We start from the raw sequence: 26,190 nt of genomic DNA, 5'->3' as shown, positions 1-26,190 counted from the left end.
GGTCCTTTCATTGCGGTCACAATCGTGACCTATGCCTCTGCCCCCTGCCTGTCCAGCCCCAGCGTGGGTTTTCAAAGCAGGGAATTTGCGTTAGGCCAGTTCAGGAAATACCGGTCAGAGCTTTAAATCCATGCAAAAAACACTGTCTGTTCTTTTGGTCGCCACGCTAACACTGTCGGCTTGTAGCGGATGGCGCGAGTCGCGTGTAAATCCGACCAACTGGTTTGGGTCCAGCACGCCCGCGCCTGCACCGACACAGACTTTGGCCAATGACCCAAACGCACTGGTGCCCCAACAGCGTGAAGGCGCCGGCCTATTCAGTCGGCCAGACCCCGTGGACAACAGCGTTGCTATTGCGCGCGTTGATGAGCTGAGGATCGACCCAACACCCGGGGGTGCGATCATTCTGGTCACAGGCGTCGCCGCACGTCAGGGCGCCTATGATGCCCGACTCGTTCGTGTTGAAAGTGAAGAAAACCAGAAGAATGGCGTACTGGAATATACCTTCCGCGTTTCGTATCCGGCCACAGCAACCAATCAAGGCTCTGAACGTTCACGTCAGGTGTTGGATGCAATCAACGTGTCACAAGACGATCTGCAAGGCATCCGTCTGGTTCGCGTAGTCGGTCAGGAAAATGCTCTGGAATCGCGGCGGCGCTAAGTCGGCTACAACGACACAACCTTGACCGATTGGCCCTTGGCTGCCAAGGCGATCTTACCTTCGCACAGTTTAAGGGCGTCTTCGCCAAACACCTCGAACCGCCAACCTGACATCGCAGGCAGGTCACGCTCGCCCGCCGCGATCTGATCCAACTCCGAGCTGGTGGCGATCAATTTTGCTGCCACGCCCGAACTTTCGGTCTTGGACTTTAGCAATACCCGCAGCAGATCGGCCAACGCCGGATTGACCTTTAGCTTGTCGCGGCTGTTATCAACACGCGGCATCTGGTCAGGCGGGCAATTCACACCCTTTTTAACGGCCGCCAGAATACCTTCGGCAATCGCACCTTTGCGCGCCTCGCGAAGCAACAAACGCGAGCCACCAAGATCAGACGGGGATTTCGGCTTGGTCGAGGCCAACTCGATCAGCGCGTCGTCCTTGAACACACGGCTGCGGGGTACGTTGTTTTCTTGCGCATAGGCCTCACGAAACTGGGCCAACTCACGTACCACAGCCAAAAACTTGGCCGAGTTCGTTCGTGTCTTAACCCGTTTCCACGCATCTGCCGGGCGGATATCATAGGTTTCGGGGTGGGTCAGTGTGCGCAGTTCTTCCGCAACCCAATGGCTGCGTTCCGTTTTAACCAACTCTTTCGCCAGATGTTCGTAGATCTGTCGCAGGTGGGTCACATCAGCCAAGGCATAGGTCTTTTGCGCATCCGACAACGGACGGCGAGACCAGTCGGTGAAGCGCGAGGTCTTGTCCAAACCCTGCTTGCAAATCTTGCGCACCAACGTTTCATAACCGACCTGCTCTCCGAAGCCGCAAACCATCGCGGCAACTTGGGTATCGAACAGGGGCGTCGGGAACACATTTGCTTCAACCCAGAAGATCTCAAGATCCTGGCGGGCCGCGTGAAAAACCTTTACCACACCCTCGTTTCTGAACAGTTCGTACAGAGGCTCAAGCGACAATCCCTCAGACAGTGGATCGACAAGCACTGCGCTGTTCTCGTCCGAAGATGGCACCGCCAATTGCACCAGACAGAGTTTCGAATAATACGTCCGCTCGCGCAGGAATTCGGTGTCGATCGTAACGTAGTCGTGGTTTGCAGCGGCCTCGCAGAATTCGGCCAGCTCTTGCGTCGTTGTCAGGGTCTTCATGCGCGGTGGTGTTCTTGCTCTTGTTTTTCGTCGTAGCCCGTCGCTTTTGTGCCGTTCAGGGCGATAGCCCAGACCATAGGCCGAATAACACTGGCGTGTAAATCACTCTGCGGCGATCAGGGCAGCAACACAGGTGTGTGGTCGCCAGAGCTAAAGCGGCGCAACACGGCTGGATAGAGCTTATGTTCCCACACCAGAACCCGTGCCGCCAGAGTCGTAGGTGTGTCGTTTGGCTCAATCTGCAAACGGGCTTGGCCAAGGATCGGACCGTCATCCAATGCCGCCGTTACCTCGTGAACCGAACATCCATGTTCCTCATCGCCTGCCTCGATCGCGCGGGCGTGCGTGTTCAGGCCCTTGTATTTCGGCAACAGTGACGGGTGGATATTCAGCATCCGCCCCTGAAAGCGCGATACGAAACCACCGGTCAGAACCCGCATGAATCCGGCCAAACAGACGATGTCAGGCTGCGCGGCCTCAAGCGGTTTCAGCAGCTCTGCCTCGAACGCAGCGCGGTCGCCTTTGAACGGGCGATGATCGACCGAAGCCGTCGGGATGCCCCGTTCGGCGGCCTTGACCAGCCCCCCGGCCTGCGCGTCATTGGACAGCACCAGACAGGGTCGCGCGGGGTGGTCGCCGGTCATGGAATCGACCAGCGACACCATATTGGACCCCCCGCCCGAGATCAGGATGGCAACGCGCTTATGGCTCACAGCAGTTTGCCAGTGTAGGCTACACCGGGCGCATCAGTGACAGAGCCGATGCGCGAGACGCTCTCGCCCGCCTCGGTCAAAAGAACGGCCAGATCTTCGGCGCGGTCTTCGGCGCAAACCACGATCATGCCAATGCCACAGTTGAAGGTCTTGAGCATCTCAGTCTCGGCAATCCCGCCGGTCTCGGCCATCCAGCGGAAGACGGGCGGCAAATCCCAGGCGTTCAGGTCGATCCCGGCACCCAGCCCTTCGGGCAAGACACGCGGCAGGTTTTCTGTCAGACCGCCACCGGTGATATGGGCCAGCGCATGCACGCCCCCGGCCCTTATCGCTTGCAGTGCCTGTTTGACATAAAGACGCGTGGGCGTCAGCAGTGCCTCACCCAGCGTACCGTCGCTGAACGGCGATGCGGCATCCCAGCCGAGCTCCGAAATCTCGACCAGTTTGCGCACCAGCGAATAGCCGTTGGAATGCACCCCATTCGACGCCAGACCCAGCAGTACATCGCCCTGCTGCACGCCTGCGGGCAGATGCGCGCCACGCTCCATCGCGCCGACCGAGAACCCGGCCAGATCGAAATCGCCATCGGGGTACATGCCCGGCATTTCCGCCGTCTCACCACCGATCAGGGCACAGCCGGACTGCACACAGCCCTCGGCGATGCCTTCGATGATCCGCGCGGCAGTATCCGTGTCCAGCTTGCCGGTGGCGAAGTAGTCGAGGAAAAACAGCGGCTCGGCGCCCTGACAGATCAGGTCGTTGACGCACATGGCCACCAGATCAATGCCCACACCATCAACCACGCCGGTATCAATAGCGATACGCAGTTTGGTGCCCACACCATCGGTCGCGCCCACCAGAATAGGATCGGTGTATCCAGCATCTTTCAGGTCGAACAGAGCGCCAAACCCGCCCAGCCCGCTCATCACGCCCGAGCGGTTGGTCCGCTTGGCCGCAGGTTTGATCCGGTCGACCAGCGCGTTGCCTGCATCAATATCAACACCCGCGTCCGCATAGGTGATTCCGTTCTTGCCCGCTGTCATGGCCAACCCCTTATGAATGGTTCCCGCGCGGGTTAGTCGATTGTGGCCGTCGTTGCAACGGTCAGGCTTGACGCGGGCGTTCACCGTGATACTCAAAGCGCTCAGGCGGGCCTGTAGCTCAATTGGTTAGAGCAGAGCGCTCATAACGCTTTGGTTGCGGGTTCAAGTCCTGCCGGGCCTACCAAATTACCGTCCTATGATGATATCCGCGCTGAGCCCACCCAGGCGTTCACTTTTCCCAAGCCGCAAAACACCCCCGTGTGCGCGGGCAATATCCGCAACAATTGCAAGCCCCAGACCAACACCGCTGCCCTGATTCTGGTTGCGCGCCGGGTCAAGGCGCGAGAACGGTTTCACGGCCTCGGTGCGCTGTTCTGGCGGAATGCCCGGCCCATCATCTTCAACCCTGATACGCAGAGATTTAGGGGTAACGGACAAGCTAACCTCAGCTCGGTTTCCGTATCGAACAGCATTTCCGATCAGATTTTCGACCGCCCGGCGGATCGACGTTGGACGCAACATGGCGGTACCCGAGCCTTCGGTTGCGACAAGTTCAGCGGTGTGACCGGCCCGTTGGGCGTCGTTGACGATCTGTTTCAACAACTCAGACGGATCCACCTGTTCGGGCGCGCCTTCCGCCGCACCGCGTGAAAAGTCGAGAAACGCGTCCAGCAGCAGCTGCATTTCGTCCACGTCTTTTTGCAACGGCGTGGCTTCATCTTCGGGCAACATCGACAGCCCCAGTTTCAGACGGGTCAAGGGAGTGCGCAGATCGTGGCTGACACCTGACAACATCATGGTGCGCTGTTCCATTTGCCGCTCGATTCGGGCGCGCATATCGAGAAAAGCGTTTCCAGCGGCTCTGACCTCAATTGCGCCTCCGGGCGCGTACGGCACGACCCTGCCGCGGCCAAACGCCTGGGCTGCATCAGCCAACCGTGTAATCGGGCGCAGTTGGTTGCGCATATACAAGAACGATATCGACGTCATGATGACCGCGAAAAACACCATCGTCACAATCAACTGGTGCGGGGCAGCCGGAGACAAGCGTCGCCGATCCATTGTAAGCTGCAACAATCCCAAATCGGTATTCAAATATAGGCGCGCCTCATCCCCGCTGGGCAGCGCAATTGCCACCAGATTGGGTAGAAAGGTATGCAAATCGGAATCGACCTGCGGCGCAATGAAGTCGTACCAGCGACGGTAGCCAACTTCGGGGCGTTCATTGATGCCAAGAAAACGCACCTTCATCTCAAGCGCGCTCAGATCAGGCCGAATCTCGGCCATGGCTTGCTGCTGGGTCTCGGCATCCTGCATCGTCGCAAGCACAAGCATCACCTCTCGGGAAGCCGTGCGTGTCATCTGCGCAGTCACGTCTTCAAGGTGTTTCTGCAAAAAGGCGATGCCAACAACGAGCAACAGCACGATCACTGGCAGAACCAGTATCAGGGCCGCTCGCGCATAAAGACTGCGCGGCATATAGGGTTTGAGCCATGCACTCGACATGCGCTAAACCTAACGGGCTGATCGGACAAGAGAAAGAGCGCAGAATGCAGGCCCCCGATGATTTCAACCCACCGCCCGGCCAAGCGGTCGAATTGCAAGCCGGGCTTAGACGCATTCTGGCGCCGAACCCGTCGCCGATGACGTATCGCGGGACGAATACCTATTTGCTGGGCACAAAGGATTGCGCGATCATCGACCCCGGACCGATGAGCGAGACACATCTGGACGCGATTCTATCCGCCCTTCAAGCGGGTCAACGCATAAGCCATATCATCGTCACGCATACCCATCTGGATCACTCTCCGCTCGCCGCTCCATTGGCGCGGCGCACCGGCGCGCCGATTCTGGCTTTTGGGGGTCCCGAAGCTGGACGCAGTACGGTGATGGCGGACCTGGCACAACAGGGGCTGGCTGGCGGCGGCGAAGGAATCGATACCGCCTTTCGTCCAGATATCGAACTCGCCGATGGCGAAATCATCGAAGGTGACGAGTGGCAGCTAGAGGTCATTCATACCCCGGGGCACTTGGGCAACCACATCGCTTTGGGCTGGGGTGATACCTGTTTCACCGCCGATCATGTTATGGGATGGGCCAGCTCATTGGTGTCACCCCCGGACGGAGATCTGACGGACTTTATGCAAGCCTGTCACCGTCTGCGCGACCGCACTTGGTCAACCTTTCACGCAGGACACGGTGCTCCTATCACTGACCCAGCTGCGCGGTTGGATTGGCTGATACAGCATCGCCTGACACGCGAGGCACAGATTCTGGGTGCGCTTGCCGATCAACCCGGCACGGCGAGACAATTGGCCGAGCGAATCTACATCGAAACTCCCAAAGCGCTGCTTCCTGCCGCCGAACGTAACGTGTTCGCTCATTTGGTAGATTTAACTGTCAGATCAATGGCTTATCCGAAGGGAAACCTGGCTGTAGAAGCCGAATTCCATCGAATTGCATGATCAGAAAAATTTTTCGTTATTTCGGGTCTTTCCCCTCTGGACGGCAATTTTCGGGGTTGCTATACGGCCTTCAGTTCCGGCGTAGCTCAGCGGTAGAGCAGTTGACTGTTAATCAATTGGTCGTAGGTTCGATCCCTACCGCCGGAGCCAAATCCCCTTCGAAGGCACACTGATTTGGCATGAAACGATCGTCGTCCTGCGGTCGAGTTTTTTTCGTCAAAAAAACTTCCCTCTCCCCTCTGGACGGCAGAGATTGTGATTGCTATACGGCGCGAACCGTTCCGGCGTAGCTCAGCGGTAGAGCAGTTGACTGTTAATCAATTGGTCGTAGGTTCGATCCCTACCGCCGGAGCCATTCTCTCTAGTTCTGCAGACCTAAGCTGTCAGTGCGTTTTCAAAATCTGCGCGCAGGTTGCGTTTAAGCACCTTTCCCGTCGCGTTCAGCGGCAGTGCATCGACAAAGACCACCTTGTCCGGCACCTGCCATTTGGCAATCTTACCGTCAAAAAACGCCAACAGCTCATCTTCACTTGGGTCTTGGCCTTCAGCCTTGACCGCAACAAGTAAAGGACGTTCATCCCATTTCGGGTGGGGAACGCCGATGACGGCAGCCGTAGCAAGTTTGGGATGAGCCACGGCGATGTTTTCCAGCTCAACCGAGCTGATCCACTCGCCACCCGACTTGATGATGTCTTTGGATCGGTCCCGAATGGTCATGTAACCGTCTGGGTCCAGCGTGGCGACATCGCCAGTAGCAAACCAACCATCCTGCAGCAGATCATCATCCTGCATCTGGAAATAGTTATCCAAAACCCAATGGCCGCGAACCATCAGGTCACCTTGCGTTTCCCCATCATTTGGAAGTTCGTTCCCGTCATCGTCCACGATCTTCAGTTCGACCCCATAACACGGGCGTCCCTGGCTTTCGCGCAGCTTGTGTTGTTCTTCGATTGGCAGGTTACCATGCTTTGCCAAGGGATAATTCGCGGTTCCAAGCGGGCTCATTTCGCTCATGCCCCAAGCATGAACCGTGTCCACGCCATAGGTTTCGCGGAATGTCTCAATCATCGACGGTGGGCACGCGGCGCCGCCGATCACAGTGCGTTCAAGGCTGTCCAACTTGCTGCCCGATTTCTGTGCATAGGCCAACAAGCCCTGCCAGATCGTCGGAACCCCCATAGCAAGCGTCACACCATAAGCGTCGATCAGCTTGACCAATGCTTCACCATGCAGATCCGGCCCAGGCAGAACCATGCGAGACCCCGACATGGCACAAGCATAGGGTGAGCCCCACGCGTTCACATGGAACATCGGCACTACAGGCATAACCACATCCATCGCCGAATACCCGATCACGTCGCGCGTGTTCGAACCAAAACTATGCAAAACAGTCGAGCGATGGGAATACAGCACCCCTTTGGGGTTTCCGGTCGTGCCAGAGGTGTAACACAGGCTGGATGCAGTGTTTTCGTCAAAACTCGGCCATTCGAAGCCCGCATCGCCTGTCTCGATCAGCTCGTCATAAAACTGCACGCCGGGGACTTGGGCAATCACATCCTCGTTTCGCGGTCCCATCAGAACAAAGTGTTTGACCTCGGTCAGATGGTCCTTCAGCGCCGCGACCAGAGGAATAAAGGTCGCGTCGAAGAACAGCACACGGTCCTGCGCGTGGTTGATGATGTAAGTCAGCTGTTCAGGGAAAAGGCGGGGGTTGATCGTATGACAGACAAACCCGGCACCAGAGGTTCCATAATAGATTTCAAGATGCCGACGATTGTTCCATGCCAGTGTACCGATCCGCGCTTGAGGCTCTAGCCCCAGTGCCGTCAGCGCCGACGCCAGCTTGCGCGCGTTCTTGGACACTTGTGACCAGTTGCTTTCAGTCACCGACCCGTCTGTCTCGACCGAGATGATCTCGGTCTGGCCGTGGTACCGATCCGCGTGCACAATGAGCGACGAGATCAGCAGCGGCTGCGTCATCATTTGTCCTAGCATGGACATCCTCCCTTTATTGATACCGCTTCTTGTCGGCGGCATCACATATTAGCTCGGCCAGTTGAAAGACCAAGTGATTGGGAAAACCCTGCCAAGCAATCCATTGCCTTACAACATGTTTGTGCGCCCGCACGGCGGCAAGCAGAGGGTTACTCAGCCCGGTGTCGCAACGCGTATTCGACCAATGCGGCAGTCGAACCATCTTTTCCAGCGGTGTCTTCCTCTCCGTCCACGATCGGACCCAGCGAGGTCGCAAGCTCTTTACCCAGTTCGACACCCCATTGATCGAACGAGTTGATACCCAGCAGAACACCTTCGACAAATACACGGTGTTCATAAAGCGCAATGATCTGACCAAGCACAAACGGTGTAAGCTGCGGATAGATCAACGTGGTCGACGGACGATTACCGGGAAAGACACGGTGGCGCGCCTGACGTTCTAGCTCCGCCCCGTCCAGCCCCTTGGCGGCCATCCGGTTTCGCGCCTCCTCCAAGGATCGACCTCGCATTAATGCCTCGGATTGCGCCAGACAGTTGGACAGCAACAAGCGATGATGATGGGCCAATTCAGGCTCGTGTCCTTGGGCTGCGACCATGAACTCGCACGGGATCACATCGGTGCCTTGGTGGATCAGTTGGTAAAAGGCATGCTGACCGTTGGTTCCGGGTTCCCCCCAGACCACAGGCCCCGAGGGTACATCCAAGGTTGAACCATCCATCGCGACGGATTTGCCGTTCGACTCCATCTCAAGCTGTTGGAAATAGGCGGGCAGACGCAGAAGACGTTGATCATAGGGCAAAACCGCTCGGCTGGCGTGCCCCTGCACTTGCCGATGCCATATACCCACAAGGGCCAGCATCACCGGCATATTCTCGATCCAATCGGCGGCTCGGAAATGAACGTCCATCGACTGAGCGCCGCGCAGGAATGCGTCAAACGCGTTCGATCCCACGGCGATCATCACCGGCAAGCCCACCGGCCCCCAAACCGAGTATCGCCCGCCGACCCAATCGGCAAACCCGAACACGCGCTCTTCGGGAATGCCAAAGGCCCGGGTTTTGTCCATGGCGCTTGAGACGGCAGCGAATTGGCGTGCCGGATCGCCGCCCCCCTCGGACATCCAAGCCCGTGCCGTACGGGCATTGGTCATGGTTTCGATCGTTGTGAAGGTTTTCGAGGCAACAATCACCAGAGTACGCGTCGGGTCCAGCTGGCGCAGAATATCCGCGATATGCGCCCCATCCACATTGGATACATAGTGTAGCCGAGGGCCGTCGTGATACGGCGACAGCGCATGCGTCGCCATCACCGGCCCCAAATCGGACCCGCCAATGCCGATATTCACCACATCGGTAAAACTGCCCCCTGCCCCAGCATAGGTTCCCCCACGCACTTCTTCAGCAAAGACCCGCATCTGTTGCAGAGTGTCCAGAACGTCGGGCATGACATCCAGCCCGTCGACCTGGACCGGGCCACCGTCGAGGTTACGCAGCGCTGTATGCAAAACTGCGCGGCCTTCGGTTTCGTTGATCTTAGCGCCCGAGAACATGGCGTCACGACGATCAGCCAGATTCGATTGGTCGCAAAGACCAATCAGAGCTGTGCAAATATCGGCGTCAATCTGGGTCTTTGAATAGTCGAACAACAAATCACCGGTCGAGGTTGAAAACGCCTGCGCCCGGTCGGGGTCCTGATCGAAAAGCTGCAGAATGGTCTTAGTGTCGCCCGACAGACCCTTGAGATCATCCAGTTTCATCGCCTCACTCCGCCCAATGAACTGTCATACCGCTGAGAACAGCACCAATCGGTGCCTCTTCCGGTGGCAAGGCCATCGCCTTGTTCAAAGCGTCGCGCTTGGCCGCGCCGAAAATAACCAGATGCTTGGACAGCGCTCCGTCCAGTACGGGTGCCGTCAGCGAAATGCGCGCTTCGGGCTGGGTCTGTGTACGCGCAACGGCCAGCGGCGGTGCGTGACTGTCCAAGGCAGCGGCAAGCCCCTCCATCCCCGGAAACAGCGAGGCAGTGTGCATGTCCTCGCCCATGCCCAGAACCAGGACAGACAAGGGCAGAACCGGGGAGATAAGGCTTTCGATCTCGGGCAGAACTGCGTCCGGGTCTTTACCGTCGACATACAGGGGAACATATTGCGCGACCGAAGCGCGATTTGTCAGTAAGCGTTGACGGATCAGTCGTTCATTCGAACGCTCGCTGTCACCGGGGACGCAGCGTTCATCGGTGGGCAGGATGCGAACGCGGTCCCACTCCAGATCAGCGGCGCACAATCCGTCAAAGATCGGCCCCGGCGTGGTGCCGCCGGGCACCGCGAACGAGACCATGTCATGGTGCAGCAAGGCGGCCTCAAGCTCTCCGGCCAACGCGTTGGCAACGTCGATAGCCAGCATGTCCCGGTCGGGGTATTCCTGAATTTTCATGGGTTTATTCCTTGCCAGCGGCGACCGTCTCGTTTCATCAGCAGCTCGGCGTCGCCCGGACCTGTGCTGCCACTATCATATGGTTTCGGCACATCGCCGCGCGCCTGCCAACCCGCAATAACCGGATCGGTCCAGGCCCATGCGGCCTCGACCTCATCGCCGCGCATGAACAGGGTCTGGTTGCCGCGTATGACGTCCATCACCAACCGCTCATACGCGTCGGGTGGGTCCTGATTTTCCGGCCCCAACGCCTCGGCAAAACTCATGTCCAGCGGCACGTCGACCAAACGCATACCGCCCGGCCCCGGCTCTTTGATCGTCACCTTCAAGGTGATGCCTTCGTTTGGCTGCAGCCGGATCGACAAGACATTCGCGTGCCGGCCGGCGTCAGCGCCAAAGATCGAGTGCGGCGCGTCCTTGAACATAACGTTGATCACCGAAGACCGCGCAACCAACCGCTTGCCGGTGCGCAAATAGAATGGAGTGCCCGCCCATCGCCAATTGCTGACATGCGCCTTCAGCGCCACATAGCTTTCCGTGGTCGAGCGCGGATTGCCCACGATTTGGCGATACCCGGTACCTTCATCCTCGAACTGGCCGCGAACGATATGATGGGGCTCGACCGGGTCCAGAGCGCGGATCACCTTGAGTTTTTCGTCCCGCACGGCGTCGGGGTCAAACTTCGCCGGAGGCTCCATCGCGATCAGGCACAACAACTGCATCAGGTGGTTCTGCATCATGTCACGCATCGCACCCGCGCGCTCGTAATACTCTTCGCGCCCGTAAATCCCGACGGACTCGGCCACCGTTATCTGGATGTGATCGACATATTGACTGTTCCAGAGCGGTTCGAACAGCATGTTTCCAAAGCGCACGGCCATCAGGTTCTGGACCGTCTCTTTTCCAAGGTAGTGATCGATCCGGTAAATCTGTTTTTCCGAGAAATAAGCGGCCAATGTCGCGTTCAGCGCCTGAGCACTGGCAAGATCATGGCCAAAAGGTTTTTCCACCACAATCCGCGTCAATGGCGAAATCAGGTCATGAGCCTCGATCCTTTCGGCCAAGGGTCCGAACAGGTTTGGCCCTACTGAAAAGTAGAACGCCCGGACCCGCTCGGGTTTGAGCTTGTCCGCCAATTGCGCCCACCCATCCTTTGACGAGCCGTCTAGCGAGACATAATCAATACGCTGCAAAAATGCCTCTAACGCAGGACCGTTTTTGCACTGCTTTGCAGCGAATTTCAAAAGCGATTCGCGGACGACTTTTCGAAACGAAACGCTGTCATAATTGGTCCGCGCAGCCCCGATGAGTTGCGCGCCCTCGGCCCATTGCCCGGCGCAAAACCGGCGAAACAGTGCCGGCAGGATCTTGCGCTGCGCAAGATCACCGGTTCCGCCAAATATGACCAGGTCGAACGGATCAACAGGGATAACACGAGAAACCATGTGTTTTCCTTACCTTGCCCTCTGGGTGATGTCCAATGTTAGCGCAATCATCAGGGCCATTATCCTCATCTTCAAAACTATGTCAGGTCGTTGATGTCGCACTTAACGAACCCACATCAAACAGCTAAGTCAGTGACATGACTTCAAAGAACCGGATACCGGAATGAAAGACAACGCCCCAAGCAGCGCCAATATCGGCAAATTTCAGGACAAGTTGGTAACAGCGGACGGGCAAACCCGTGCGACGGTGGCGTTGAAGAACCCCGAAACGTTGTGGTTCAACACTGGTACCTTGTGCAACATCGAATGCCAGAACTGCTATATCCTCAGCAGCCCGACCAATGACGCACTGGTCTATATCACTGCTGACGAAGTGCGCGACTATCTGGACCAGATCGAACAGCGCAACTGGCCCATACGCGAGATCGGCTTTACCGGCGGCGAGCCATTCATGAACCCCGAGATGATCGACATGACCCGCGCCGCTCTGGAGCGCGGTTATGAGGTTTTGATTCTGACCAATGCGATGGTGCCAATGATGCGCCGGAAGATGCGCGAAGGACTGCTGGCGTTGCAGCAGGATTATGGGGAAAAGCTGACCCTTCGGATTTCCGTCGACCACTACAACCCAGCCCTGCATGATGAAGAGCGCGGCAAAGGCAGCTTTGCCAAGACTGTTACCGGCATGGAGTGGCTGCGCGACAACGGGTTTCAGATGGCGGTTGCCGGTCGTACCGTGTGGGGCGACAGTGACGCTGACAGCCGGGCCGGATATGCGTCATTCTTCCAGCAACACGGGTTTGATATTGACGCACAAAACCCGGCACAAACCGTTCTGTTCCCCGAAATGGATGAAACCATCGAAGTACCCGAGATCACGACGGCCTGCTGGGGCATTCTGGACAAATCCCCCGAAGCCGTCATGTGTTCAAATGCGCGGATGGTCGTAAAGCGCAAGGGCGCGGAAAAGCCCGCGGTTCTGGCCTGCACCTTGTTGGCGTATGAGCCCGAGTTCGAAATGGGGTCCACTCTGGCCGAAGCCGAAGCGGACGTGCATCTGAACCATCCTCATTGCGCCAAGTTTTGCGTGTTGGGCGGTGCGAGCTGTTCCGGCTAATTCAGTTCGGGAGACTTCCAGTATTTAGTTCCCGAAGCCCCTGCGGACACGCGCCAGCCTTTTTTGCTGAGGACAAAGAATGACCTCCCATCGGTAAAACGCAGGGTCTCGCCCTCTTTTTCGTAGCCGTGCATGGCTTCGGTTTCTGCAGTTGCATCGTATCCTTGGTCGATAAACTTGTCCAAATCTGCCTGAGTTTCGAACAGGATCACATATTTCGTTTCAAATCCGCCAATGCCTAGCGCAGCCCCGACACCGCCCGTGCCCATGTTCATATAGGTGTGGTCGCCCGTTTCTTTCGAAACGGCCACCCCACGCCCGTAACCAGCGGCAACCGGGAATACAGTGACTTTGCGGGAATCAAACACAGCATACCCTGCGCTTACTTCATATAGCGCCTGAGCCTGTGGGTTTTCGACCATGAGCTGGTCCAAAATCTGGCTGGCCATAGCGTCCAACTTGGCACGCGTTTCTTCCGGCGTAGCCTCGTTTGACAAAAGTTCAGTGGTCGAATCTACGGCATCACCAACCGCATCGACACCTTTGCCGACAGTTTGCCCGACCTTTTCGGCCCCTTTTTTCAGGTTTCCCATTATGCCGTCCGCCAAAACCGGACTGCCCAACATGGTCGCGACTGCGATCACGAAACTTAACCTGTTCATCTGCTCCTCCTCGAACGGTCACTCTTGAAAACAGATCATAAGCAAACACGCTTCAAAATCTACGATCCATGCCCGACAAGGCAATGTAATCGAAGTCACTGACCTTTTCACTACTACACGCTATGTTTTCCGCAGGTCGACTGATGAAAGGTAGCCCGGATGAAATGGTTTTGGATCGTTTGGTTTGCGTTCATTGGCATGCCCTTGTTCGCGCAAGAGCGTCTGGCCCTCGTCATCGGAAATGACAGCTACGATACGGTGGTCGATTTGCAAAAGGCCGTGGCCGATGCCGAGGCAGTTTCGGAAAAACTGCAAGGTTTGGGCTTCCAGACAATCACCGGCCTCAACCTTGATCGTCGCGGCATGAATCAGCGCATTTCAGAGTTCACATCCCAATTGGATGCGGGCGATACCGCGTTTGTTTTCTTCGCAGGACATGGCGTTGAAATCGACGGAGAGAACTATCTGCTGCCGACCGACATTGTAACCCCCACGTCCGGCGAGACCGGCTTTGTAAAAGCCGAGTCCATAGCCCTGTCGAGCCTGTTGGATCGTGTGCGTGCCACTGGTGCGCGGACCTCTATTGCGATCATCGATGCATGCCGCGACAACCCTTTTGAAACGACGAATGGGCGCAGCATCGGCGGAACACGTGGTCTTGGTCGGATCAACACGCCGCAAGGGATGTTCGTGATTTTCTCGGCTGGCGCCGGTCAAATGGCCCTAGACCGGCTGAGCGATGAGGACGCGGCGCAAAACTCGGTGTTCACCCGCGCCCTGCTGCCGCGTCTGTCGGAACCTGGGCTGGAATTGCGCAGTATGGTCGCCGACCTGCGTACCGAAGTGCGTGATCTGTCGCGGACTGTTCAGCATAACCAAGTCCCTGCGTATTATGACGAATTGCTGGGTGATTTCTATTTCACGCCCGCCGCTCTGGAGACAACAGCAGCCGCAGCGGTGCCCGCAACGGATATTCGCGCCGATCTGAGCATTGCGCGGTCCGTCGGCACGATTGCCGCTTTCGACACGTTTCTCGAAAACTACTCGGATCAATCTGATGACTATTCCTATCAAGTTGCACTGCAACTCCGAGAGGTTTTGGTCAGCTCAGATACCTTAACGCAGACCGATGACACTGTTCCCGGCGACGATGAGCTGCCAGTTGTCTCCGATGACATTAAGGTCATGCGCGAAACACAAGCTGCATTGAATAGGCTTGGATGTAGCGCCGGTGGAGCGGACGGAATCGCAGGCCCTAGAACCCGACGCGCTTTTGCCAACTATCTGTCCGCCAGTGGCTCGGAACTGGGCGCTGATGATCTGGGCACGAAACACGCGCTAGAGGAGCTTGACGCAAAAAGCGGAACGGTTTGCAAAGCCGTGGCCTCTGCCCGAACTCCGACAGCACCGGCTGTGACCCTGACCGGAAGCTGGAAATACAAAGCGACCTGCGCCTTGGTCATCAAGGTTACGGGAACAATCAATTATGCCAAAGCGGGCGGGAATAAGTATACCGGAAGCCTCACCGATTCATTGGGACAGAACGCCAACACTGTGGTCTTTCTGAACGATCAGCAACTCAGCGGGACAGATTACTTTCCGGGCATAACGGTGACTTGGCGTGGACGCCTGTCCGAAGATGGCAACAGCTTTACAGGCAGCGGTTCAACCGGCTGCTCAGTCTATGCATGGCGGGTCGGCTGATCCGCTAGTTTACTCGAAACTCACCCACTATGTTGCGCCATTCGCCCGGCGCGATCATCTTGCGATGCGTATAGCGCACGGAATGCAGCGGGCCGTCGATCTCGCGCTGCCAGAATTCGATGAAATCGAACAGTTTCGGATGGTCCGGGGCAAGATCGTAATCCTGCCAGATGAACGTGTTCAGAACGTGAATATAGTCGGGCATGTGATAGAAGAATTCCGCCGTCGTCAGCCCGTACCCTTTCAGCATCAATTCGGTTTCGCTTTGCGCCATGCAGACCTCCAAGTGTATTGCAAGGTCTCTTCAGGGTAACACGGAAACCCCCTAATACTTGGATAACAATATGTTACCCAACTGTTACCCTGGCTTTTTCGGCGGAAATGATCAGCTTGCTTGCACCTTATGTGCCGGGTCTGATAGAGTGCATCCACAAGATATAGACCCAAGCCAAAGATCGGGCAGTTTACGTGAGCGATACGCCAGAAACCCCAGAAAACATGGATGAAACCCCGCCCGAGCGCCCCGTTTATGACGGTCCGACGGTGTCTATCGAATCCGAGATGCGCACGTCCTATCTGGATTATGCCATGTCGGTCATCGTCAGCCGCGCGATCCCCGATTTGCGCGACGGGCTGAAACCGGTGCATCGGCGGATTCTGTATGCGATGCACGAAACCGGTAACACCCATGACAAGGCCTATCGCAAATCGGCCCGTCCGGTCGGCGATGTGATGGGTAAATACCACCCGCACGGCGACAGCGCGATTTATGACGCGCTGGTGCGGATGGCGCAGGATTTCTCGATGTCACTGCCGCTACTGGATGGTCAGGGCAACTTTGGCTCGATGGACGGCGATAACCCGGCGGCCATGCGATATACCGAAGTGCGGATGGACAAGCCCGCCGCCTCTCTGCTGGCCGATATCGAAAAAGAGACGGTCGATTTTCAGGACAACTATGACGGCAAGGATAAAGAGCCGACCGTCCTGCCCGCCCGTTTCCCCAACATGCTGGTCAATGGTGCCGGCGGTATTGCTGTTGGCATGGCGACGAATATCCCTCCGCACAATCTGGGCGAAGTGGTCGACGCCACACTTGCGCTGATCGACGATCCAGACCTGACGTCGGAACAACTGATTGAATACGTCCCCGGACCCGATTTTCCGACCGGAGGCGTCATGCTGGGTCGGTCCGGTGCGCGCAAGGCTTATCTGGAAGGCCGTGGCAGCGTGATCATCCGCTCCAAGACCCGCGTGGAAGAGATCCGCAAGGATCGCTATGCGATCGTCGTGGATGAAATCCCCTATCAGGTGAACAAAGCCTCGATGATCGAAAAGATCGCCGAAGCGGTGCGCGAAAAACGCATCGAAGGCGTGGCCCATGTGCAGGACGAGTCCGACCGCAACGGCGTGCGCGTCGTGGTCGAACTGAAACGCGATGCAACGCCCGAAGTGGTGCTCAATCAGCTGTACCGCTTCTCACCGATGCAGACCTCGTTCGGCTGCAACATGCTGGCCCTGAATGGCGGTCGGCCCGAGCAGTTGACCCTGCGCCGGTTCCTGACGTCGTTCATCGACTTCCGCGAAGACGTCGTCGCCCGCCGGACCGCCTATGACCTGCGCAAAGCGCGGGAACGCAGCCACATCCTGTGTGGTCTGGCCGTGGCCGTGTCGAACGTGGACGAAGTGGTCGCCACGATCCGGTCATCCGCCGACGCCGCCGAAGCGCGCGAAAAGCTGATGACCCGTCGCTGGCCTGCGGCCGAGATCGAGGGCTATTTGCGCCTGATCGACGACCCTCTGTCCAAGATGAACGATGATGGCACCTATAACCTGACCGAAGTTCAGGCCCGCGCGATCCTCGAACTGCGCCTGCAGCGCCTGACTCAACTGGGCGTCAAAGAGGTCACGGATGAGCTGGAGCAACTGGCCGCCAAAATCAAGGAATACCTGGATATTCTGTCCTCGCGTGAGCGTATCATGTCGATCATCGGCGATGAGCTGCGCGAAGTGCGCGATCAGTTCGCCGTGCCGCGTCGCACCGAGATCGTCGACTGGTCCGGCGACATGGAAGACGAAGACCTGATCGAGCGTGAAGACATGGTCGTGACCGTCACCTCGGGCGGTTATATCAAGCGCACGCCGCTGGCCGATTTCCGGGCGCAAAAGCGTGGTGGCAAGGGCCTGTCGGGGATGCAGACCAAGGAAGAGGACGTGGTCACCACCCTCTTTGTGGCCAACACCCATACGCAGCTTTTGTTCTTCACGACCGACGGCATGGTCTACAAGCTCAAGACCTGGCGCCTGCCGCAATCTGGGCGGACCGGCAAGGGCAAGGCGATCGTCAACATTCTGCCGATCCCGACCGGGGTGTCCATCGCGGCGATCATGCCCGTGGATGTGCCGGATGAGGAATGGGAGAACCTGCAGATCATGTTCGCCACCAGCGCGGGCACCGTACGGCGCAACCGTCTGTCGGATTTCACCAACGTCAAGCGCAATGGCAAGATCGCCATGAAGTTCGAGGACGAACACGCCGAGACCAAGCTGATCAACGCCCGCATCTGTTCCGAGGATGATGACGTGATGCTGGTCACCAAATCCGGTCGTGCGATCCGCTTCCCATCCACGGATGTGCGGGTGTTCAACAGCCGCTCCTCGGTGGGTGTGCGCGGCGTGCGCCTGAACGGCGAGGATGAGGTGGTGTCAATGTCGATCATCCGCCATTTCGACGCCAGCTCGGACGAGCGCGCGGCTTACCTCAAAATGCGCCGCCTGATGGCCGGTGTCACCGATGAGGCCGAGGGCGATGACGAGGAAGGCAATGCCGACAGCGTTCTGCCGCAGGACCGCTATGCCGAGATGTCTGCCGCCGAAAACCTGATCCTGACGATCACCAAGGGCGGTGCGGGCAAGCTGAGCTCCAGCCACGATTACCCCGTGCGCGGGCGTGGTGGCATGGGCGTTGCGGCGATGGACAAAGCCATGCGCGGCGGAGAGCTTGTGGCCTCGTTCCCGGTCGAGATCGACGATCAGATCATGCTGGCCACCTCCAAGGGGCAGTCGATCCGGGTGCCAGTCGACGGCATTTCCTTCCGGTCGCGCAGCGCAGGCGGCGTGCGGGTGTTTAACACCGGGAAAGGCGAAGAGGTCGTTAGCGTCGCATGGATCGCCGATCAAGGTGACGAAGAAGCCGAGGAATAGGCAAAACTGCTAACAACAAATCCGGCCCCGCACCTTTTGCTGCGGGGCTGTTTTTTCTGAATGAGAAACTTAGTGTTGTGGCTGAATGTGCTGAGGAATCTCCTCAACCCGGAATCGCTTGGGGGGCGGCCTGCGCGATCATGTTCCGGGCAATTTATAGCGCAAATCCAATCCGTTCGGCCGTGAAACTAAGCCTTTCCACGCAACAGGTCTACCAGAACCCAAAGCCGATCCTGGCCCCATACGCTTTGACCAACGAGGTGAAAACTAGGAACCCCCCAAAGACCTATTTGCTGCAGTCTGGCCTGGTTGACTTCAACCCTGTCGCGCCAGTGTGAGGATTCAATCTCCCCCCTCGCCGCGTTCCAATCCAAACCGGCAGCCGTGACAATATAGGCCAGCCCAGCATCGGTGCTGGCATCCATCCCCTTGGACCAGACCGCCGTCATGAAGGACGAGCAATACTCGGCCAGCCGCCCTTGGGCCTCGGCATGGTCCAACAAAGCGTATCCACGTTCGACCCCCGCACCCAACGGGTCGCTGATGCGGCCAAACGGGATGCCCAGCCGTCGCGCCTCGCGGGCGCAATCCTTGAGAATGTATGAGGATTTGGCGCTCGGAACCGGAAGCCCCCGCATCAGCATCGGCAATACGGGTCGAAGGATCAGTTTCGCATTCGATCGGGCCGTCAGATCCCGGACGCGATCAAATGCGAGGTAGGAATAAGGGCTGCGGAAAGAAAAGAAGAACTCCAGTTCCTGTCCCGCAGCATCGAGCGTGGGTTCGCTGACCTCGGGCACGATAAACGGGTTTGCTTGCCCCAGCCCAAGCGCCTCAAGCCGAGTTTCCAAATAGGCGAGCCGGTCTGGCCCCCAATAGCATTCACCACCATAGGAAACCGTACCACCCAGATAATGCCCCGCGGCCTGCAACGCCCGATCGCCATCTGCACGCGCCTGTATCGGATCGGCCTGCGGCCCATCGGGTATGTCCTTGGCTGACCAAAGCATTTGGCTAATCTGCGAAGCCGCTTTGACAAAATCTACCCCGTTCAGCTCGGCTGCAAGCCGCCGCTCGGCCAGATCAAATGCCGGACCTTCAGGCGAAATATTCCCCGGCGCATTCAAACCCAATCGTTTTGCCCACCTCACAGAATCCAGCAAGACGTTGTGCCGATATTGTTCTGGCGCAGGCAGGATATCCGATGTCGGACGCGACATGAGATGCGGTTCGATCCGCACGTCATATTTGTCGCGAAGTTGGCCAAGAAGTTGCACACTCAGGTGACAATAAGGATCTCTCACGTCGTGGAAGTATTGAACGACATGAGGTGTGCCGCTTAGCCGTCGACGTGTTTCCCGCACCGTTCGGCGTGCGCTTTGCAATCCCTCGCTTGTCAGGACGACGGCAGCGTGGGATTTGACCTTATTTCTGAACGACATGCGCTCCTCCCAGAACATATCCGGGATAGTTTATCGGTTGAGGCGGGAATTCCCATGCCTCAACACAAGAACGTGAGGGTTACAGCGCGTAAAGCTGGCCGAATTTGGCTTCGAGATAGTCTAGCAAAGGACCGGCCTCGGGCTCGATCCCGCTGGCGCGTTGTATGGTTTCGCGTGGGGCATACAGCCCACCGTGGCGCTGCAGGTTCTCGCGCAGCCAACCGGTCGCAGCAGACGTGTCGCCCTGCGCCAATTGCGCGTCCAGATCGGGCAGCGCCACGCGCAGAGCTTGATACAGGCACCCGGCATAGACATTGCCCAGCGAATAGGTCGGGAAATAACCAAACAGCCCCACCGACCAATGCACGTCCTGCAAACACCCGTTCGAGGGCTTGTCGACCGCATAGCCGAAATCGGCCTTGAAACGGTCATTCCACGCGGCCTCCAGATCGCTGACCTGCAGGTCTCCGGCCATCAGGGCGCGTTCCAGATCGAAGCGCAGCATGATATGCAGGTTATATTGCACCTCATCGGCTTCGGTCCGGATATAGCCGTTGTGGACGCCATTGACGGTTGCATAGAATGCGTCGGCGTCGCTGATCCCGAAATCGCCAAACGCCGCTGTCATCTGATCGAATAGCCAGCCTGTAAAGGCGCGGGATCGGCCCAGTTGGTTTTCATAAATCCGGCTTTGGCTTTCATGCACACCCATCGACACCCCACTGCCCAGCGGGGTCAGCGCATAGGCTTGGTCGATGCCTTGCTCATAGGCGGCGTGGCCGACCTCATGGATGGTCGAGTAGAAACAGTTGAACGGATCGGTCTCGCTGGTGCGGGTCGTGATGCGCACGTCCAGACCGCTGCCCGAGCTGAAGGGATGCACGGCCTTGTCCACGCGGCTGGTGTTCAGGTCATAGCCGAAGGTGGTCGCCAGTTTCTGCGACAGGCGCATCTGGGTCAGTTCGTCAAAAGAGCCGGTCAGGGCTTGCGGCGCGGGGCGATCCAGAACAGCGGCGCGCAGGGCCACCAGGCGCGGGCGCATCTGGTCGAATATCTCGGCAATTTGAGTGCCCGTGGTGTAGGGCTCATAATCCTCAACCATGGCGTCATAGACATCACCGCCCTGGGCCAGCGCCGCACCCTCTTCGCGTTTCAGGGCAACGACCTCTTGCAGCACGGGAAGGAAGGTCGCCACGTCCTCGTCCGCACGGGCCTGCGCCCATGTGCCTTGCGCCGCGGATGTGACACGCGCAATCGCCTTGGCCAAGTCAGCGGGAACTTTGACCGTGCGCTCATAGGACCGCTGGATTTCTCGGATCTGCGCCTTGCCAGCTTCATCCTGCGGGTCGGCCTGATCAAGCCACTCGGCCACGCGCGGGTCAGAGCGTCGAGCGTGTAGGACAGCTTCGATCGCAGCCATTTCTTCGGCCCGTTGCGGTGCAGCTCCGCGCGGCATCACCGTTTCCTGATCCCAGCCCAGCCGCCCGGCAATCTGCCCCAGCGCCGAGGTTTCCCGTTGAAAGGCCATCAGGTCGTCAAAGGCGGTCATGTCACGCTCCGCGGATCGAGGTTGCGATTGGGTAAGCGGTCAGGAAACGCGCGCGCAGGATCAGGGTCCAGACGACCACGGCCATGAACTGATGGAAGATAGCGATCTGCCACGGCGCGGCATAAACCACGGTCACAATCCCAATCACCACTTGCAGGGCCAGCGCTGCAAAGGCCGCGTTGAAGGCAAACCGTGTTTGCGGATGCGCGCTGGTGCCGCCGCGCCGCCAGACGATGACGCCGAAGATCAGCAGCAGATAGCCCGCACAGCGGTGAATAAACTGCACCAGACCGGGGCTTTCGAAAAAGTTGCGCCACATCGGCTCCAGCATCAAAGCATCGGGCGGCAAAAGCTGCCCGCCGATCAAAGGCCAGTCGGTGTAGGACCGCCCTGCGTCGATCCCGGCGACCAGTGCGCCAATCAGGATTTGCAAGAAAGCGAAATGCATCAGGCCGGTCGAGAGCGAGAACAGTTTCGCCTCTTTCGCGCGGCGGGCCTGCATCAGGTGACGCTCCTCGCGACCCAGCTCAAAGATGTACCACGCCAGGAACCCGAGGATCACAAAAGCCAACCCCAGATGGGTGGTCAGGCGATAGCTGGCAACGGCAGTCATCCCCTCGCCCTGCGTCACGCCCGAGGCGACCATCCACCAGCCAACGGCGCCCTGAACTCCGCCCAGCACGCCGGGGATCAGCAGCTTGCCCGTCCAGCCGGTAGGGATTTTCCGCGCGGCCAAGAAACCAAAGAACCCGATGGCCCAGACCAAACCAATCACGCGCCCCAACTGGCGATGGCCCCATTCCCACCAGTAGATGAATTTGAAATCATTCAGCTCCATCCACTGGTTCTGGATACGCCACTGGTCGATTTCCTTGTACTTGTCGAATTCGGCCTGCCAGTCGGCCTCGGACATCGGCGGGATGGCACCGGTGATCGGACGCCACTCAGTAATCGACAAGCCGCTATCGGTCAGACGCGTCAGGCCGCCCACGGCGATCATGATCACAACCAGCGCGAACAGCATCATCAGCCACGCCCGGATCGCCTTGCGCGCGCCGCCACGGCCACGGTCGATCATACCGGGCTGAACCGCCTCTTGTTTCTGGTCGCCCGAGACCTCTTCGAAGATGCTGCGCTTGCCGCTCATGCTGTCCTCATGTCCTTGTTTCGTCGCACGCTAGGGTGAAGCGGAAGATAGGTCCAGCCTTAGCCCTTGTCCTTCCAGCGGACCATCTGCCGCATGATCCCGTGCAACATCTGCACATCCGCCCGCGTCATTCGCATCCGAGACCACAGGTTGCGCAGGTTGGTCTTCATCCCTTCGGCCTTTTCGGGCGGGTAGAAGAACCCCGCCTCCTCCAGCCGGTCTTCATAATGTTCGACCAGCTTTTCGACCTCGATCCCCGTGGCCCAGTCACCCTTGCCCAGATCGGTGGCCTCATGCACCACATCGGCGCTTTGGCGCATCCACTCATAGGCAGTCAGCAGCACACATTGCCCGAGGTTAAGCGAGGCATATTCGGGGTTCACCGGGACCGAGATGATGGCATTGGCTTTGGCGATATCTTCATTCTCAAGCCCCGCGCGCTCGGGGCCGAACAGCACGGCAACCCTTTCGCCCGCCGCGACCTTTTCGGCGGCCATCTGCATGGCGCGTTCGGGGCTGTAGACTGGCTTGGTCAACCCGCGCTGACGTGCCGTGGTGGCAAAGACAAAGGTGCTGTCAGCCAACGACCCGGCCAGATCGTCAAAAAGCTGCGCCTCGTCCAACAAGCGCCCCGCCCCGCTGGACATGGCAACGGCCTTGGGGTTCGGCCAGCCATCACGCGGCGCAACAATCCGCATCCGGTCCAGCCCGAAATTCCACATCGCCCGCGCGGCAGCACCGATATTTTCGCCCATCTGAGGGCGCACGAGCACAAAGGAAGGCTGGGATTTGTCGCTGGGCATGGCTGTCTCCGAAAGTTCCGCCTGCTGTAATCGGCGCTTTGGCGCAGGGCAAGCCGTCCGGGCGGCCAATTGCGCCAATATCCGGCATAAAAGTTTGCTTCCCCGGCGCAATCCGCTAAACCGCGCCAAAGACTGAAAGCGAAGGACGCGCCAATGGACACCCCCGAGCAGCCGCAGATTTACCTGATCACCCCGCCCACGATCACCCTGAGTACCTTCCCCGAGCAGTTGGGCCGCGTGCTGGACAGCACGGAGATCGCCTGTATCCGGCTGGCTCTGGCTGGCAATGACGAAGACACCATCGCCCGCGCCGCCGATGCCTGCCGCGAGGTCGCTCATGCGCGTGATGTGGCGATCGTGATCTCGAACCATGTTCTGCTTGCGCAGCGGCTGGGGCTGGACGGGGTGCATCTGGACGACGGCGTGCGTTCGGTCCGCGCGGCGCGGAAGGAACTGGGCGCAGATGCCATCGTCGGCAGCTTTTGCGCGGCCTCCAGCCATGATGGCATGACGGCAGGCGAGCATGGCGCGGATTACGTGGCATTTGGCCCGGTGGGCACATCGACCTTGGGCGACGGCACAATCGCAGAAAAAGACCTGTTCCAGTGGTGGTCCGAGATGATCGAGGTGCCGGTTGTGGCCGAAGGTGGCCTGACCCCCGACCTGATCCGCGCGCTGTCGCTGCATACCGATTTCTTTGGCATCGGCGATGAGATCTGGTCGCAGGATGATCCGGTCGCTGCGCTGAAGGCCCTGACCGACGCGATGTGAGCGTTAACCCTTGCACCCGCGCGGGTGCTGCGGCATGACACGGGCATGACTCAGACTAGCGAAATCCTGTGTATCGGTTCGGTCCTGTGGGACGTGATCGGACGTTCGGCCAGCGCCATGCGGCAGGGCTCGGACGTGCCGGGGCGGATCACCCGCCTGCCCGGCGGTGTGGCCATGAACATCGCCATGACGCTGGTGCGGTTCGGCATGACGCCCACCCTGCTGACTGCCATTGGACGCGATGCCGAAGGAGATGAGCTTGTCAACGCCTGCGCCCGGTTGGGCATGGTCACGGACCATATCTACCGCTCGCAGGATTTGCCGACCGACCGCTATATGGCGGTCGAAGGGGCCAACGGGCTGATCGCCGCCATTGCGGATGCCCATTCGCTAGAGGCCGCAGGGGCCAAAATCCTGCGCCCGCTGATGCAAGGACCGCTGGGATCCACGGACACGCCGTTTGACGGCCCGATTGCGCTGGACGGCAACCTGACGCTGACCCTGCTGGAAGAAATCGCCCAAAGCCCGGCCTTTGCCAAGGCCGATCTGCGCGTGGCGCCGGCCTCACCCGGGAAGGCCGAGCGCCTGTTGCCCTTCCTCAAACACGCCCGCGCGACGCTTTATGTGAACCTCGAAGAAGCGGGCATCCTCTGTCAGCGCGAATTCACCGATTCCGAATCCGCCGCCAAGGGCCTGCTGGACCGCGGGGCGCTGAGGGTGCTTGTCACGGATGGCGGCAACTCGGCCACCATCGGCACCGCAGATGACATCCTGACCCAAACACCCCCGTCCGTTCTGGTCACCCGCGTGACCGGCGCGGGCGACACTTTCATGGCGGCGCATATCGCGTCCGAGGCCGCCGGGGCCGCCCCCGACGCAGCCCTGACCCGCGCCCTGAACGCCGCTGCCACTTACGTTTCCGGAGAAACCCCACTGTGATCGACATCCACTACTCGGCCGAGGTCCGCGCCGCCAAAGACGCAGGCCAGCCCATAGTTGCGCTGGAAAGCACCATCATCACCCACGGCATGCCCTACCCTCAGAACATCGAGGTCGCGGCGCAGGTCGAACAGGACATCCGCGATGCGGGTGCGGTTCCGGCAACCATTGCGGTCATCGACGGCGTGCTGAACGTGGGGCTGGAAGCGGATCAACTCAAAGCGCTTGGTCAGGCGCAGGGTGTCGCCAAAATCTCGCGCGCTGATATGGCGGCCTGTATCTCTACCGGCGGCACCGGGGCCACCACCGTCGCCGCGACAATGATCGCTGCGCATTACGCGGGAATTCAGGTCTTTGCCACCGGCGGGATCGGCGGCGTGCATCAAGGGGCTGAAACCTCATTCGATATTTCAGCGGACCTTCACGAACTGGCGCAAACCCCGGTGACGGTTGTGGCCGCCGGGGCCAAGGCGATCCTAGATCTAGCCAAAACGCTGGAAGTGCTAGAGACGTTGGGCGTGCCCGTCATAGCTTATGGACAGGACGCATTCCCCGCCTTCTGGTCGGCGCAATCGCCTTATGCTGCGCCGCTGCGCATGGACGACCCCGCGGATATCGCCAACGCACACGCCACCCGCCGCGCCCTTGGGCTGCCCGGCGGGCAACTCGTAGCCAACCCGATCCCCGCCGAAGACCAAATCCCGGCGCAGGAACTGGCCCCCATCATCGCCTCGGCCCAAGCGGACGCCGACGCGCATCGGATCACAGGCAAAGGCGTCACCCCTTACTTGTTGCAGCGCATCTATGAACAAACCGAGGGGCGTTCGCTGACCGCGAACATTGCATTGGTCAGAAATAACGCAAAATTGGCCGCCGGAATCGCACGCGCCCTGTCCGAGTGAGCAAAGCTATTGTACCAAGGCCCCGGACTGCT

The 26,190-nt window shown here is 58.9% G+C and carries 22 protein-coding genes and 3 tRNA genes; 11 read left to right on the top strand and 14 right to left on the bottom strand.

The window, feature by feature from the left end:
* Positions 1 to 130: 130 nt before the first annotated feature.
* The gene (locus tag ACR3EG_RS09445) at positions 131 to 661 is read left to right on the top strand and encodes a hypothetical protein (protein ID WP_209194527.1); all 531 of its coding nucleotides are present in this window, start codon (positions 131 to 133) and stop codon (positions 659 to 661) included.
* A gap of 5 nt (positions 662 to 666) precedes the next feature.
* Here ACR3EG_RS09445 and rnd read toward each other — a convergent pair whose 3' ends face one another.
* The 3 genes from rnd to purM all read right to left on the bottom strand — a co-directional run bounded on the left by rnd (position 667) and on the right by purM (position 3,580).
* A complete protein-coding gene (rnd, locus tag ACR3EG_RS09440) occupies positions 667 to 1,824 on the bottom strand; it encodes a ribonuclease D (protein ID WP_480495163.1) in 1,158 nt (385 codons plus the stop codon).
* A gap of 116 nt (positions 1,825 to 1,940) precedes the next feature.
* Positions 1,941 to 2,537, bottom strand: a complete 597-nt coding sequence (gene purN, locus ACR3EG_RS09435; RefSeq protein WP_480495161.1) for a phosphoribosylglycinamide formyltransferase — start codon at positions 2,535 to 2,537, stop codon at positions 1,941 to 1,943.
* The gene (gene purM, locus ACR3EG_RS09430) at positions 2,534 to 3,580 is read right to left on the bottom strand and encodes a phosphoribosylformylglycinamidine cyclo-ligase (RefSeq protein WP_480495159.1); all 1,047 of its coding nucleotides are present in this window, start codon (positions 3,578 to 3,580) and stop codon (positions 2,534 to 2,536) included. The genes purN and purM overlap by 4 nt, the downstream gene beginning before the upstream one ends.
* Before the next feature lie 107 nt (positions 3,581 to 3,687).
* On the opposite strand from purM, the gene ACR3EG_RS09425 reads away from it, so the two are divergent.
* Positions 3,688 to 3,764: transfer RNA gene (locus tag ACR3EG_RS09425), tRNA-Ile, on the top strand.
* Positions 3,765 to 3,766: 2 nt separating this feature from the next.
* Here ACR3EG_RS09425 and ACR3EG_RS09420 read toward each other — a convergent pair.
* Entirely contained in the window at positions 3,767 to 5,086 is a 1,320-nt protein-coding gene (locus ACR3EG_RS09420) for an ATP-binding protein (protein WP_480495157.1), read from the bottom strand.
* A 44-nt stretch (positions 5,087 to 5,130) separates the two neighbouring features.
* Between ACR3EG_RS09420 and ACR3EG_RS09415 the strand changes: the two genes are divergently transcribed.
* The 3 genes from ACR3EG_RS09415 to ACR3EG_RS09405 all read left to right on the top strand — a co-directional run bounded on the left by ACR3EG_RS09415 (position 5,131) and on the right by ACR3EG_RS09405 (position 6,400).
* A complete protein-coding gene (locus ACR3EG_RS09415) occupies positions 5,131 to 6,045 on the top strand; it encodes an MBL fold metallo-hydrolase (protein WP_480495933.1) in 915 nt (304 codons plus the stop codon).
* A 75-nt stretch (positions 6,046 to 6,120) separates the two neighbouring features.
* A tRNA-Asn gene (locus ACR3EG_RS09410) sits at positions 6,121 to 6,195 on the top strand.
* Between the two features lie 130 nt (positions 6,196 to 6,325).
* Positions 6,326 to 6,400, top strand: a tRNA-Asn gene (locus ACR3EG_RS09405).
* A 20-nt stretch (positions 6,401 to 6,420) separates the two neighbouring features.
* Here ACR3EG_RS09405 and ACR3EG_RS09400 read toward each other — a convergent pair.
* The 4 genes from ACR3EG_RS09400 to zwf form a co-directional block, all read right to left on the bottom strand.
* Entirely contained in the window at positions 6,421 to 8,040 is a 1,620-nt protein-coding gene (locus tag ACR3EG_RS09400) for a long-chain-fatty-acid--CoA ligase (RefSeq protein WP_480495155.1), read from the bottom strand.
* Positions 8,041 to 8,189: 149 nt separating this feature from the next.
* Entirely contained in the window at positions 8,190 to 9,797 is a 1,608-nt protein-coding gene (pgi, locus tag ACR3EG_RS09395) for a glucose-6-phosphate isomerase (protein ID WP_480495153.1), read from the bottom strand.
* A gap of 4 nt (positions 9,798 to 9,801) precedes the next feature.
* Positions 9,802 to 10,473: a 6-phosphogluconolactonase gene (gene pgl, locus ACR3EG_RS09390; protein WP_170354309.1), complete on the bottom strand. Its 672-nt coding sequence runs from the start codon at positions 10,471 to 10,473 to the stop codon at positions 9,802 to 9,804.
* Entirely contained in the window at positions 10,470 to 11,918 is a 1,449-nt protein-coding gene (zwf, locus tag ACR3EG_RS09385) for a glucose-6-phosphate dehydrogenase (RefSeq protein ID WP_480495151.1), read from the bottom strand. Before zwf ends, pgl begins: the two co-directional genes overlap by 4 nt.
* A 163-nt stretch (positions 11,919 to 12,081) precedes the next feature.
* On the opposite strand from zwf, the gene ACR3EG_RS09380 reads away from it, so the two are divergent.
* A complete protein-coding gene (locus tag ACR3EG_RS09380) occupies positions 12,082 to 13,035 on the top strand; it encodes a radical SAM protein (protein ID WP_480495149.1) in 954 nt (317 codons plus the stop codon).
* Here the strand turns inward: ACR3EG_RS09380 and ACR3EG_RS09375 are convergent.
* Complete coding sequence (locus tag ACR3EG_RS09375; protein WP_480495147.1) at positions 13,032 to 13,697, bottom strand: lipid-binding SYLF domain-containing protein; 666 nt, start codon at positions 13,695 to 13,697, stop codon at positions 13,032 to 13,034. The genes ACR3EG_RS09380 and ACR3EG_RS09375 overlap by 4 nt on opposite strands.
* 159 nt (positions 13,698 to 13,856) lie before the next feature.
* Between ACR3EG_RS09375 and ACR3EG_RS09370 the strand changes: the two genes are divergently transcribed.
* Complete coding sequence (locus ACR3EG_RS09370; RefSeq protein WP_480495145.1) at positions 13,857 to 15,401, top strand: caspase family protein; 1,545 nt, start codon at positions 13,857 to 13,859, stop codon at positions 15,399 to 15,401.
* 4 nt (positions 15,402 to 15,405) lie between these two features.
* On the opposite strand, the gene ACR3EG_RS09365 is transcribed toward ACR3EG_RS09370, so the two are convergent.
* The gene (locus ACR3EG_RS09365; RefSeq protein ID WP_480495143.1) at positions 15,406 to 15,675 is read right to left on the bottom strand and encodes an usg protein; all 270 of its coding nucleotides are present in this window, start codon (positions 15,673 to 15,675) and stop codon (positions 15,406 to 15,408) included.
* 194 nt (positions 15,676 to 15,869) lie between these two features.
* Here ACR3EG_RS09365 and gyrA point away from each other — a divergent pair, with 194 nt between their 5' ends.
* Positions 15,870 to 18,605 carry a DNA gyrase subunit A gene (gyrA, locus tag ACR3EG_RS09360; protein ID WP_480495141.1) on the top strand — a complete coding sequence of 912 codons (2,736 nt, stop codon included), beginning with the start codon at positions 15,870 to 15,872 and terminating at the stop codon, positions 18,603 to 18,605.
* Between the two features lie 188 nt (positions 18,606 to 18,793).
* Here the strand turns inward: gyrA and ACR3EG_RS09355 are convergent, their stop codons facing one another.
* The 4 genes from ACR3EG_RS09355 to ACR3EG_RS09340 form a co-directional block, all read right to left on the bottom strand.
* Positions 18,794 to 20,047, bottom strand: coding sequence for a DsbA family protein (locus tag ACR3EG_RS09355; protein ID WP_480495139.1), 1,254 nt, complete (start codon positions 20,045 to 20,047; stop codon positions 18,794 to 18,796).
* A gap of 79 nt (positions 20,048 to 20,126) precedes the next feature.
* Complete coding sequence (locus ACR3EG_RS09350; RefSeq protein ID WP_480495138.1) at positions 20,127 to 21,596, bottom strand: carboxypeptidase M32; 1,470 nt, start codon at positions 21,594 to 21,596, stop codon at positions 20,127 to 20,129.
* A gap of 1 nt (position 21,597) precedes the next feature.
* Positions 21,598 to 22,743 carry a heme A synthase gene (gene ctaA, locus ACR3EG_RS09345; RefSeq protein WP_480495136.1) on the bottom strand — a complete coding sequence of 382 codons (1,146 nt, stop codon included), beginning with the start codon at positions 22,741 to 22,743 and terminating at the stop codon, positions 21,598 to 21,600.
* Positions 22,744 to 22,802: 59 nt separating this feature from the next.
* On the bottom strand, positions 22,803 to 23,546 hold the full coding sequence (locus ACR3EG_RS09340) for an RNA methyltransferase (protein WP_480495134.1): 744 nt from the start codon (positions 23,544 to 23,546) through the stop codon (positions 22,803 to 22,805).
* Positions 23,547 to 23,699: 153 nt separating this feature from the next.
* Here ACR3EG_RS09340 and ACR3EG_RS09335 point away from each other — a divergent pair, with 153 nt between their 5' ends.
* The 3 genes from ACR3EG_RS09335 to ACR3EG_RS09325 are packed head-to-tail and all read left to right on the top strand — an operon-like array spanning position 23,700 to position 26,158.
* On the top strand, positions 23,700 to 24,317 hold the full coding sequence (locus tag ACR3EG_RS09335; RefSeq protein ID WP_480495132.1) for a thiamine phosphate synthase: 618 nt from the start codon (positions 23,700 to 23,702) through the stop codon (positions 24,315 to 24,317).
* 45 nt (positions 24,318 to 24,362) lie between these two features.
* A complete protein-coding gene (locus ACR3EG_RS09330; RefSeq protein ID WP_480495130.1) occupies positions 24,363 to 25,256 on the top strand; it encodes a PfkB family carbohydrate kinase in 894 nt (297 codons plus the stop codon).
* The gene (locus ACR3EG_RS09325; RefSeq protein ID WP_480495128.1) at positions 25,253 to 26,158 is read left to right on the top strand and encodes a pseudouridine-5'-phosphate glycosidase; all 906 of its coding nucleotides are present in this window, start codon (positions 25,253 to 25,255) and stop codon (positions 26,156 to 26,158) included. Before ACR3EG_RS09330 ends, ACR3EG_RS09325 begins: the two co-directional genes overlap by 4 nt.
* Positions 26,159 to 26,190 lie beyond the last annotated feature (32 nt).

Source organism: Ruegeria sp. AM7, from assembly GCF_056535965.1.
The sequence above is the reverse complement of the archived record's forward strand: the minus strand, read 5'-3'. Positions and strand labels throughout refer to the sequence as shown.

Coding starts and splice junctions, on each gene's coding strand:
- ACR3EG_RS09350 (WP_480495138.1), bottom strand. CDS start 21,596: ATGACCGCCTTTGACGACCTGATGGCCTTTCAACGGGAAACCTCGGCG.
- ACR3EG_RS09415 (WP_480495933.1), top strand. CDS start 5,131: ATGCAGGCCCCCGATGATTTCAACCCACCGCCCGGCCAAGCGGTCGAA.
- ACR3EG_RS09355 (WP_480495139.1), bottom strand. CDS start 20,047: ATGTCGTTCAGAAATAAGGTCAAATCCCACGCTGCCGTCGTCCTGACA.
- ACR3EG_RS09330 (WP_480495130.1), top strand. CDS start 24,363: ATGACTCAGACTAGCGAAATCCTGTGTATCGGTTCGGTCCTGTGGGAC.
- ACR3EG_RS09445 (WP_209194527.1), top strand. CDS start 131: ATGCAAAAAACACTGTCTGTTCTTTTGGTCGCCACGCTAACACTGTCG.
- ACR3EG_RS09420 (WP_480495157.1), bottom strand. CDS start 5,086: ATGTCGAGTGCATGGCTCAAACCCTATATGCCGCGCAGTCTTTATGCG.
- ACR3EG_RS09380 (WP_480495149.1), top strand. CDS start 12,082: ATGAAAGACAACGCCCCAAGCAGCGCCAATATCGGCAAATTTCAGGAC.
- rnd (WP_480495163.1), bottom strand. CDS start 1,824: ATGAAGACCCTGACAACGACGCAAGAGCTGGCCGAATTCTGCGAGGCC.
- ctaA (WP_480495136.1), bottom strand. CDS start 22,743: ATGAGCGGCAAGCGCAGCATCTTCGAAGAGGTCTCGGGCGACCAGAAA.
- pgl (WP_170354309.1), bottom strand. CDS start 10,473: ATGAAAATTCAGGAATACCCCGACCGGGACATGCTGGCTATCGACGTT.
- ACR3EG_RS09370 (WP_480495145.1), top strand. CDS start 13,857: ATGAAATGGTTTTGGATCGTTTGGTTTGCGTTCATTGGCATGCCCTTG.
- ACR3EG_RS09375 (WP_480495147.1), bottom strand. CDS start 13,697: ATGAACAGGTTAAGTTTCGTGATCGCAGTCGCGACCATGTTGGGCAGT.
- ACR3EG_RS09340 (WP_480495134.1), bottom strand. CDS start 23,546: ATGCCCAGCGACAAATCCCAGCCTTCCTTTGTGCTCGTGCGCCCTCAG.
- ACR3EG_RS09400 (WP_480495155.1), bottom strand. CDS start 8,040: ATGCTAGGACAAATGATGACGCAGCCGCTGCTGATCTCGTCGCTCATT.
- ACR3EG_RS09335 (WP_480495132.1), top strand. CDS start 23,700: ATGGACACCCCCGAGCAGCCGCAGATTTACCTGATCACCCCGCCCACG.
- ACR3EG_RS09365 (WP_480495143.1), bottom strand. CDS start 15,675: ATGGCGCAAAGCGAAACCGAATTGATGCTGAAAGGGTACGGGCTGACG.
- pgi (WP_480495153.1), bottom strand. CDS start 9,797: ATGAAACTGGATGATCTCAAGGGTCTGTCGGGCGACACTAAGACCATT.
- zwf (WP_480495151.1), bottom strand. CDS start 11,918: ATGGTTTCTCGTGTTATCCCTGTTGATCCGTTCGACCTGGTCATATTT.
- purM (WP_480495159.1), bottom strand. CDS start 3,580: ATGACAGCGGGCAAGAACGGAATCACCTATGCGGACGCGGGTGTTGAT.